This window comes from Bacillus sp. GW823-FHT06A10, assembly GCF_058795375.1.
Genome location: NZ_JBXAHT010000003.1, coordinates 19,361 through 29,636, shown reverse-complemented (window position 1 = coordinate 29,636; position 10,276 = coordinate 19,361). Strand labels below are relative to the sequence as shown.

General features: G+C 37.5%; 10 protein-coding genes. 8 read left to right on the top strand and 2 right to left on the bottom strand.

Annotated elements, in window-relative coordinates; genetic code table 11:
* Positions 1-345: LPXTG cell wall anchor domain-containing protein (locus AC1Q8M_RS20980; RefSeq protein ID WP_492334189.1), on the top strand; the 345-nt coding region annotated here is incomplete at its 5' end.
* A gap of 114 nt (positions 346-459) precedes the next feature.
* Here the strand turns inward: AC1Q8M_RS20980 and AC1Q8M_RS20975 are convergent.
* Entirely contained in the window at positions 460-1,449 is a 990-nt protein-coding gene (locus AC1Q8M_RS20975; protein ID WP_000829772.1) for an NAD(P)/FAD-dependent oxidoreductase, read from the bottom strand.
* Between the two features lie 462 nt (positions 1,450-1,911).
* On the opposite strand from AC1Q8M_RS20975, the gene AC1Q8M_RS20970 reads away from it, so the two are divergent.
* The 5 genes from AC1Q8M_RS20970 (at position 1,912) to pepA (ending at position 6,600) form a co-directional block, all read left to right on the top strand.
* Entirely contained in the window at positions 1,912-3,120 is a 1,209-nt protein-coding gene (locus AC1Q8M_RS20970; RefSeq protein WP_000856602.1) for an NAD(P)/FAD-dependent oxidoreductase, read from the top strand.
* A 317-nt stretch (positions 3,121-3,437) separates the two neighbouring features.
* The gene (locus AC1Q8M_RS20965) at positions 3,438-3,944 is read left to right on the top strand and encodes an NUDIX hydrolase (RefSeq protein ID WP_000517993.1); all 507 of its coding nucleotides are present in this window, start codon (positions 3,438-3,440) and stop codon (positions 3,942-3,944) included.
* Entirely contained in the window at positions 3,941-4,258 is a 318-nt protein-coding gene (locus AC1Q8M_RS20960) for a YuiB family protein (protein WP_000027016.1), read from the top strand. Before AC1Q8M_RS20965 ends, AC1Q8M_RS20960 begins: the two co-directional genes overlap by 4 nt.
* 85 nt (positions 4,259-4,343) lie before the next feature.
* Positions 4,344-4,970 (top strand): stationary phase survival protein SpsC, encoded by a 627-nt coding sequence (spsC, locus tag AC1Q8M_RS20955; RefSeq protein WP_002094181.1) that lies wholly within the window; start codon positions 4,344-4,346, stop codon positions 4,968-4,970.
* Between the two features lie 145 nt (positions 4,971-5,115).
* Positions 5,116-6,600 (top strand): cytosol aminopeptidase, encoded by a 1,485-nt coding sequence (pepA, locus tag AC1Q8M_RS20950; protein WP_000487953.1) that lies wholly within the window; start codon positions 5,116-5,118, stop codon positions 6,598-6,600.
* A 174-nt stretch (positions 6,601-6,774) separates the two neighbouring features.
* Here pepA and cdaS read toward each other — a convergent pair whose 3' ends face one another.
* Positions 6,775-7,380 carry a sporulation-specific diadenylate cyclase CdaS gene (gene cdaS, locus AC1Q8M_RS20945; protein WP_001158743.1) on the bottom strand — a complete coding sequence of 202 codons (606 nt, stop codon included), beginning with the start codon at positions 7,378-7,380 and terminating at the stop codon, positions 6,775-6,777.
* Positions 7,381-7,523: 143 nt separating this feature from the next.
* On the opposite strand from cdaS, the gene AC1Q8M_RS20940 reads away from it, so the two are divergent.
* Both AC1Q8M_RS20940 and galU read left to right on the top strand, forming a co-directional pair.
* The gene (locus AC1Q8M_RS20940; RefSeq protein ID WP_001104220.1) at positions 7,524-9,248 is read left to right on the top strand and encodes a phospho-sugar mutase; all 1,725 of its coding nucleotides are present in this window, start codon (positions 7,524-7,526) and stop codon (positions 9,246-9,248) included.
* Positions 9,249-9,356: 108 nt separating this feature from the next.
* Entirely contained in the window at positions 9,357-10,244 is an 888-nt protein-coding gene (gene galU, locus AC1Q8M_RS20935; RefSeq protein ID WP_000757815.1) for a UTP--glucose-1-phosphate uridylyltransferase GalU, read from the top strand.
* Positions 10,245-10,276 lie beyond the last annotated feature (32 nt).

Here is a 10,276-nt window from a genome sequence, read left to right as displayed (position 1 = left end):
GAGGATCCGAAAGAACCGAAGGAGCCAGAAGTGAAACCAGAGGATCCGAAAGAACCGAAGGAGCCAGAAGTGAAACCGGAAGATCCGAAAGAACCGAAGGAACCAGAAGTGAAACCGGAAGATCCGAAAGAACCGAAGGAGCCAGAAGTGAAACCGGAAGACCCGAAAGATCTGAAGAAACCGGAAGTAAGACTGGAAAAGTTAAATAAAGACCCGCAAGTAAAAGTAGAAAAAGAATTACCGAAAACAGGGGCAGCACATCCATGGATGATGTCAGTTGGTGCGGGAATTTCATTCTTAGTTGGCGGAGTATTATTCGTATTAGGTAGAAGAAGAAAACAATAATTTTTGTAGACGAAAAGCACACTGAGTTCGATAGTTTATCGAATTCAGTGTGCTTTCGTGGTATATAAAATAAAAGCTCCTTCCGCGTATGGAAGGAGCTTTTATTTTTACATATTAAAACATGCTTGAGCTATGCATTGGTTGAAGTTTTGCATTTGGATCGAAGTAAGCTTTTGCATTGTTTACTGCTGTCGGTGCTTCGCCAAATCCACAAGCGATAAGTTTTACTTTTCCTTCATATGTACAAATGTCACCAGCAGCGTAAATGCCAGGAATATTTGTTTCCATTTTTGAATTCACAAGGATGCTATTTTTTTGTATATCTAAGCCCCAGTTTTTAATTGGGCCAAGAGAGGAAACGAAGCCGTAGTTTACAATTACATCATCAACATCGATGATAACTTTTTCTTCAGTTTTTACGTGTTGAAGAACGACTTGTTCAATTTTGTCATCACCAATGAGTTCAACTGGAACATACGGTGTACTTACTTCTGCACGAGAATTCATTAAGTTTTCGACGCTATGTTCATGTGCGCGGAATTTATCACGGCGATGAACGATTGTAACTTTGTCAGCAATCGGTTCTAACATCATCGTCCAGTCTACTGCTGAGTCGCCACCGCCAAATACTACGACGCGCTTGCCAGCAAATTTATTCATATCATCAACGAAATAATGTAAGTTTTTCTTTTCGTATTTTGCTGTACCTTCTAATTCTAAGCGGCGTGGTTGGAAAGCACCATTGCCGGCAGTAATAATGACTGATTTAGAATAGTGAGTTTGTTTATTCGTAACAAGTTTAAATATACCATCAGCTTGTTTTTCAAGCGTATCAACAGCTTCTTCTAAGCAAATGGTTGGATCAAATTTCTTCATTTGCTCTTTTAAGTTATCAACTAATTCTTGTGCGCGCACTTTTGGAAATCCAGCTACATCATAAATGTATTTTTCAGGGTAGAGTGCGGATAATTGTCCTCCAAGTTGAGGTAAGCTTTCAATGATTTTTACACTTGCTTGTCTCATCCCGCCATAAAATGCTGTGAATAGTCCTGTTGGACCACCACCAATAATTGTTATGTCGTAAACTTTTTGATTTTCTGCCACTTTCATTCCCCCTATAGATGGAATTTTGATATTGATTTCATATATTGTTCATATGTACACGAAAATCCTGCAAATGATGACACTTTCAAATAAATGATAGCATATTTGAGTTCATAATACTTCTGAAAACGACTGAATTGTGTGTAAGTTTTCGCATAGATGCTTTTTGTATTGTATAAAATATACAGAAAGGAAAATACATGAAAAAAAGGCTGAAAAACCCTTGAAAACGCTATGTTATTTTAAAATATTGATAATTCTCCAGAAGCTTGAATTCTGGAATAAAACCGACTAATATAGGGAAGTATTATGTTAAATTTCTATGACAAAATTCGTACGATTTTTTGACTGCGTTTTGTTATGATATAGAATGTGATAAATTCCACATTCTTGACAAATAGAGTTTTTAGTACTTGGTATTATTTCTCATTACTATTATATAAAGAAAAGGGTTGTGATTTGGTGAAGACTCCAAAAATCGTAGTTTTAGGTGCAGGTTATGGCGGGATGATTACGACTGTTCGTCTGCAAAAAGCATTATCTGTAAATGAAGCTGAAATTACGTTAGTAAACAACAACAGCTATCACTACCAAGCGACTTGGTTACACGAGAGCGCAGCTGGTACATTACAAGATGAAAAAATCTGTCTAGATATTCAAGACGTTATTGATACAAATAAAGTGAACTTTGTACAAGACACAGTAGTAGAAATTAAAGCTGCTGAAAAACGTATTATCTTAAAAGACGGCGAGTTAGAGTATGACTACTTGGTAATCGGTCTTGGTTTCGAATCAGAAACATTCGGAATTACAGGATTAAAAGAGCATGCATTCTCAATCGCTAACATTAATGCAACTCGTGAAATTCGTGAGCATATGGAAGCTAGTTTCGCTAAATATGCAGATGAAAAGCGCGATGAGTTAGTAACAATCGTTGTTGGTGGTGCTGGATTTACTGGTATCGAGTACGTAGGTGAGCTTGCAAACCGTGTTCCTGAACTTTGCAAACAGTACAATGTACCACGTGAAAAAGCACGTATCATCTGTGTAGAAGCTGCTCCAACAGCACTTCCAGGTTTCGATCCAGCATTAGTAGAATATGCTGTAAAACAACTTGAGAAAAAAGGCGTAGAATTCCGCATCGGTACAGCAATTAAAGAAGCAACTGAAGAAGGTATTATTGTTGCAAATGGTGATGATACTGAATTAATTAAGTCTGAAACAGTAGTTTGGGCTGCAGGTGTTCGTGGTAATGGTATTGTGGAAGAGTCTGGCTTTGAAGCAATGCGCGGACGTGTAAAAGTTGATGAGTACATGCACGCTCCAGGATACGAAGAGGTATTCATGGTTGGTGATGCAGCGTTAATCATTAACGAAGAAATTAACCGTCCTTACCCACCAACAGCACAAATTGCAATTCAACAAGGTTACAATATTGCACACAACTTAACTGTATTAGTTCGTGGCAAGGGCGAAATGAAAAAATTCGCATTCGATAATAAAGGATCTGTATGTTCTTTAGGTCATGACGATGCAATGGGCGTTGTTATGGGTAAAAAGTTAACAGGTTGGAAAGCTTCCTTCATGAAGAAAGTAATCGATAACCGCTACTTATTCTTATTAGGTGGACCTTTATTAGTTCTTAAAAAAGGTAAATTAAAGTTCTTTTAATATATAGTAGAAAAAGCAGAAACGGCTAAGCGCCGTTTCTGCTTTTTTTCATATAATACATGTTTTCGATATAACAATAGAAAGATGGGAGAAATGTTTTATTTGAACATTTCCTTATCATGAAATGGATGAATCCAATGTTTTATTTTCTTCATAATTACATTTCTGCATCTTGATATTTTTTTGTTAACAGTATATCGACAAAATGGGTTTTTTCACTTTTTGAAAAAAGGAAATTTCACAGCGAATTAAAAAGTATAGTATAATATATAGAAAAGAAAGAATATTCTGTCCGTTCGGATGGAGGAGGATGCATCATGGGGAAGCGCGGGAAAGTATGGTTAGCTGTTAGTGGCTTAGTAGCTACAAAAGATGGCAGGTGGCTATTCGTTAAGAAGAAATACAGTGGATTAAAAGGGAAATGGTCTTTACCGGCTGGTTTTGTAAATGAAGGTGAGACAGTTGATGAAGCTGTGAAACGCGAAGTGTTAGAAGAGACAGGCATTGTCGCTCATGTGAAGGGGATCATTGGTGTTCGATCGGGTGTTATTCGTGATGAAATTAGTGATAATATGATTATTTTCCTTTTGGAGCCTGAAGGAGAAAATATTATTGTACAGGAGAAAGAATTGTCTGAAGTGGCGTTCTTACATCCAGATAAGATTGCGGACGATCCGAATACGTCTGTACTTATTAAATATTTGTTAGAAGGAAGATCAGAACTACATCTTGAAGTGGACAAAACATTAAATCCAGGAGAACCATTTGGTTATACAGCCTATCACGTATTTACGGCACGTGCGAAGGAGAGGGAGAAAGAGTGAGTATACCGGTACTACTTATTTCAATGATGTTATTTTTTATTTTGTTCTTTGGAATTGGATTTTTACTCAACATGATTTTGCGAGCTACTTGGGTAATGGTTATTGTGTATCCGATTGTTTGTATGCTTATTATTAATAAAGCGAGTATGTGGGATTATTTTTCAAAACCGAAAGAAACATTTTCTTCATTTGGGACAAGTGTATCGCACTTAGGACAAGCAGACGTGTTTATTCTCTCTACTGGATTAGTAGGGGCTGCTTTAGCAGGAGTCGTGATCAAGAAACTTCGGAAAAGCGGATATCAAATGTTTTAATCTCCAACTAAGTTGGAGATTATTTTTTGCATATTCCTTCATCGTATAGGGAATGATTAACGATGAAGGAGTGTGGAATATAAAAATGTTAAAACGATATTGTATTCGCATTATGATGACTTGTTTACTTGCATTTGCATTATGCGTAACATGGAAGGCTTTCACTGGAGTTTCTTTATTAGAGATTGTAAAGACATATGAAGGAATGAGTGCAAAAGAAGTACATGCAGCAGAAGTTAAGAGAAATGTTGCTCCGAGTAAAGAAGTGATAAATGCTTTAGAGCAGGCAAACGACTGGTCTAAATATCGTTCAATTGAAATGACTGCAACAGGTTATACATCGGGGATTGAGTCAACAGGTAAGAGGCCAGGGCATCCAGAGTATGGTATTACATATTCAGGTGTTAAAGTGAAAAGGGATTTATATTCCACAATTGCTGCGGACTTACGCGTATTCCCGATTGGAACGATTCTCTTCGTGCCAGGTTACGGGTATGGTGTAGTAGCTGATAAGGGCGGAGCAATAAAAGGAAACCGTCTTGATTTATATTATGATACAGTGAAAGATGTTTATAGCCAATGGGGTAAGAAAAAAGTAAATGTGTATGTAGTAAAAGTAGGAAAAGGTAAGTTTACAGAAGAAGAGTTAACGATGTTAAATCAAGACGAAACGATGCAAGTGTTTCGTGGTCAATATTTAAAGCAAAGATAGTCTAGTCGTAATTACGCTAGACTTTTTTTCTTGGCTTATTTCATAATAGAGGAGATTTTACACGTCATATAACTGTAGTTAGAATTGTCGCATTTTATCGAAAATAAAGTTATAATGGTGGTAGAGAAATTTAGGGGGTCTGAACATGTTTCAAGTACAAAAAGAATTAGCAGGTCACGAAGCAGTAATTGTCGCTTTATTTGAAGAAGAGAAAATGAGTAGTTTTGTACAAGAACTGGACAAAGCGTTTGAAGGACAATTACAAGTTTTACTAGAAGAGAAAGAATTATCTACGAAGAAAAAGGCCATTTCGAAAGTACATAGCTTAGGAAAAACAAATGTGAAACGGTATTACTTTGTTGGTTTAGGCAAGAAAGAGTCTTATACGACAGAAACGTTACGTGTGGCTCTTGGAAAAACGTTTAAAACACTACAAGCAGCAAAAGTACAAGATGCAGCAATCTTACTTGATTCTTTCGTAACAGAGAAATTAGACGCGATTGATGTCGCTCATATTGCAGCAGAGGTACAAGGCCTTGGTACATATGAATTACAAACGTATAAATCAGATAAAAAGGATCGTGTAGAGTTAGAGAAGTTCACGGCTATTACAGCGGAAGATGCACAAGAAATTGAAGCCGCATTAACAGTTGGCTACGTACATGGACGTGCAACAAATTCAGCTCGTACACTTGTAAATATGCCGCCAAACGTATTAACAGCGACAAAGCTTGCTGAGTATGCTGTTGAGTTAGCGGAGAAGTATGATATGGACTATAAAGTTCTTGAAAAAGAAGAGATGGAAGATCTTGGTATGGGTGCGTTACTTGCAGTAAACCAAGGTAGTACAGAGCCACCCAAAATGATTGCTCTTATTTATAAAGGAAAAGAAGAGTGGACAGATGTCATTGGATTCGTTGGAAAAGGTATTACATACGATACAGGTGGTTATTCTTTAAAACCACGTGAAGGCATGGTTGGTATGAAAGGTGATATGGGCGGTGCAGCTGCTGTATTAGGTGCGATGGAAATTATCGGAGAACTGCGCCCAGAACAAAATGTGATCGCTGTTATTCCTTCAACTGATAACGTTGTAAGTGGTACGGCATTTAAGCCAGACGATGTAATCACATCTATGAGTGGAAAAACAATTGAAGTATTAAATACGGATGCAGAAGGTCGTCTAGCTTTAGCTGATGGTATTACGTATGCGAAAAAACTTGGCGCAAACTACCTTGTTGATGTTGCAACATTAACAGGCGGTGTAATTGTTGCACTTGGAAACCATACGACAGGCGCAATGACAAATAATGAAGAGTTGTTTGAGCAAGTACTAGAGGCTTCTATGGAAACAGATGAACCAATTTGGCAACTACCGATTTTTGATCGTGATAAAGAACGTGTGAGAAACAGTAAGTTTGCTGATTTAAATAACTCACCAGGCCGTGAAGGACATGCGGTTATGGCAGGTACATTCCTAGGCGAATTCGCTGAAGATACACCGTGGGTACACTTAGATATCGCTGGAACATCAGAAACAAAAGGCGCGCACGACTTAGGTCCAGCTGGAGCAACTGGTGCAATGGTACGTACACTTGCAACACTTGTGGAGCGTTTCGGAGAAGAATAAGAGTATAAGTGAAGACTGTTCCAATATTTTGGAACAGTCTTCTTTTTTATAGGTTTGTTTATCCCGCTATTTGCCGGACAGTAAGACCCTAACCTCAAAATTCAGTGGAAGCAAAGAAGTGAGGTGGGGTTGCCGGTAAACGCTCAATTGGTGAGGGCTGATTAAAGTTTCACTTTATAAAGAAATTGTATACAAAATCCCATTTAAAGCAAAAGAAGTACGGCCCGTTTCTTCAGAGACAACTAATATAAGTGCATCACTCTTTTCTGATAAGCCTATTGCAGCTCTGTGACGCGTTCCTAGCTCAGAATCAACTTCTGTACTTTTCGTTAAAGGAAGAATATTAGCAGCTGAGACTATATGATTATTTTTTACGAGAACGGCACCGTCATGAAGAGGGTTACCTGGGTAAAATATTGATTCGAGTAATGGCGCAGTTAAATGAGCGTTTAATGTCGTTCCAGTTTGAATGAAAGCTTCAAGCGTTTCATTTCGTTCCACAACGATAAGAGCACCATGTTTTCTAGCGCTTAAATGTTGGATAGCTGTCGTAATAAAAGATGAACTTTCCGTATAAGGTGATAAATATGCCTGAATATAGTATGTAGCTGCCAATGTTTGTACATTTGCCAACATATGATGAATATCTTCCATTTTGCATAAAATACATTCATCTTCTTTATCGATTGCGTTTCTCATAATCGATAGTTCTCTTTCAGCAATTTCAATCATTTGCTTTGTTTGTATTTTGAGCTCTTCTGACAAGCCCCATTCTTGCATAATCCTCATTCCCTTTAGTGGAGTATTTAACAATAGTGTATACAAATATTCCTAGTAAAATCCTGCTAGATTTTATAAAATATTGAGATACAGCATATTTTTTTCATATAATAAAGATATGACAAGCGGGAGGAGAGAGAAGAATGAATTGGAAACAAGAATTTAGTCGCTGGCTTTCTTACGCACAATTAGATGCAGAATTAAAAGAACAGCTAGAAAATATGAAGCAAGATGAGAAGAAAATCGAGGATAGCTTTTATAAAAATCTAGAGTTTGGCACAGGTGGTATGCGTGGTGAACTTGGTGCTGGTACGAACCGTTTAAACGTATATACAGTTCGTAAAGCAACAAAAGGATTAGCAAGCTTTATTGAAAAGTTAGGTGAGGAAGCGAAAAAACGAGGTGTTGTTGTAGCCTATGATTCTCGACATAAATCACCTGAATTCGCAATGGAGGTCGCTGCAACACTTGGCGCACGCGGTATCACAACATATGTGTTTGAAAGCTTACGTCCAACGCCAGTGCTTTCTTTCGCAGTTCGTCATTTACATACAGTAAGTGGAATCGTTCTTACGGCAAGCCATAATCCGCCTGAATATAACGGATATAAAGTATACGGTGAAGATGGTGGACAGTTGCCTCCAAAAGAGGCAGATGAGTTAATTAGCTACGTAAACGCAGTAGAAGATGAATTAACAGTTGAAGTCGCTGATGTAGAGCAATTAAAAGCTGACGGTTTATTACATATTATTGGACAAGAAGTAGATGATGCATATGCTGCAGAATTGAACAATGTTATCATTAATAAAGAAATGGTACAAAAGGTTGGTAAAGACTTAAAAATCGTCTTTACACCATTACACGGAACATCAAATATTTCTGTACGCCGTGGTTTAAAAGAAGTTGGATTTACAGATGTAACAGTTGTAAAAGAGCAAGAGTTACCAGATCCAAACTTCTCTACAGTAAAATCACCGAACCCAGAAGAGCACGCAGCGTTTGAGTATGCAATTCGTGACGGTGAAAAGGTAGGCGCAGATGTATTAATCGCAACTGATCCTGACGCAGATCGCCTTGGTGTAGCAGTTCGTAATCATAATGGTGAGTTCCAAGTATTAACAGGTAACCAAACAGGTGCATTAATGCTTGATTACTTACTATCTCAAAAGAAAGAAAACGGAACGCTTCCAGAGAACGGTGTCGTATTAAAAACAATTGTAACGTCTGAAATTGGTCGTACAATTGCAAAAGCATACGGTTTAGATACAATTGATACGTTAACTGGATTTAAATTTATCGGTGAGAAAATTAGACAGTATGAAGAAAGCGGACAATACGAATTCCAATTCGGTTATGAGGAAAGCTATGGTTATTTAATCCGTCCATTCTGCCGTGATAAAGATGCAGTACAATCTGTCCTATTTGCATGTGAAGTAGCTGCATACTACAAATCACAAGGGAAAACGTTATATGATGGTCTATTAGAAGTATTTGAGAAATACGGATTCTTCCGTGAAGACCTTGTATCGTTAACGTTAAAAGGAAAAGATGGAGCGGAACAAATCCAAGAGATGATGGCGACGTTCCGTGAGAATCCTCCGAAAGAAGTAGCGGGCTTAACAGTCGTAGCAGTTGAAGACTATAAAGCAAGCATTGTTACATCTTTACAAGATGGACATAAAGAAGAGATTCACTTACCGAAATCAAATGTGTTAAAATATCAATTAGAGGATGGTTCATGGTTCTGCCTACGTCCATCTGGAACTGAACCGAAGATTAAGTTCTACTTTGGTGTAAAAGATAGTTCTTTACAAAATAGTGAACAAAAGTTACTTACTATTAAAGAAGATATTATGAATCGTTTATAATATAAAGTAATTTTAAGTAGTAGGGAACAAAAGGGAGCGAAATCTCCCTTTTGTTTTATGTAAGGAAATGATCGTTATTGATTCTGACAGAAGAGAGGGTATTTTGTGATGAAAAAAGTAAGAAAAGCCATAATCCCAGCAGCTGGATTGGGAACACGTTTTTTACCAGCAACAAAAGCAATGCCGAAAGAAATGTTGCCGATAGTAGATAAACCAACTATCCAATACATCGTAGAAGAAGCAATACAATCAGGAATCGAAGATATTATTATCGTTACTGGTAAAACAAAGCGCTCTATTGAAGATCATTTTGATAATGCATTTGAGTTAGAGCAAAACTTATTAGAAAAGAAAAAGTATGAGTTACTTGAAAAAGTACAGGCTTCTTCAAAAATGGTAGATATTCATTATATTCGTCAAAAAGAACCAAGAGGATTAGGACACGCTGTTTGGTGTGCACGTAAATTCATCGGTGATGAGCCATTTGCTGTTTTATTAGGCGATGATATCGTTCAAGCTGAAAAACCATGCTTACGTCAATTAATCGAAGAATATGATAAAACGCTTTCTTCTGTTATTGGTGTACAAACGGTTCCAGAAAATGAAACACACCGCTACGGAATTATTGATCCATTAGAACAAGAAGGTCGTCGTTACCAAGTTCGCAATTTCGTTGAGAAACCAGCACAAGGTACAGCACCTTCAAACTTAGCGATTATGGGCCGTTACATTTTAACGCCTGAAATCTTTATGTTCTTAGAGCAGCAACATGTCGGTGCTGGTGGTGAAATTCAGTTAACAGATGCAATCCAAAGCTTAAATGAAATCCAACGTGTATTTGCTTACGATTTCGAAGGAAAGCGCTACGACGTAGGTGAAAAGCTAGGATTTGTTCAAACGACAATCGAAATGGCCCTGCAACACCCAGAATTACGTGATGACATGGTTGTAATGATGAAGAAAATTTTAGAAGAACAAGTGAATCAAGAGTCTTAATATAAAAAAAGAGTTATTGCAGCTTGCTGCAA

Coding starts and splice junctions, on each gene's coding strand:
- AC1Q8M_RS20965 (WP_000517993.1), top strand. CDS start 3,438: ATGGGGAAGCGCGGGAAAGTATGGTTAGCTGTTAGTGGCTTAGTAGCT.
- spsC (WP_002094181.1), top strand. CDS start 4,344: ATGTTAAAACGATATTGTATTCGCATTATGATGACTTGTTTACTTGCA.
- pepA (WP_000487953.1), top strand. CDS start 5,116: ATGTTTCAAGTACAAAAAGAATTAGCAGGTCACGAAGCAGTAATTGTC.
- cdaS (WP_001158743.1), bottom strand. CDS start 7,380: ATGCAAGAATGGGGCTTGTCAGAAGAGCTCAAAATACAAACAAAGCAA.
- AC1Q8M_RS20940 (WP_001104220.1), top strand. CDS start 7,524: ATGAATTGGAAACAAGAATTTAGTCGCTGGCTTTCTTACGCACAATTA.
- galU (WP_000757815.1), top strand. CDS start 9,357: ATGAAAAAAGTAAGAAAAGCCATAATCCCAGCAGCTGGATTGGGAACA.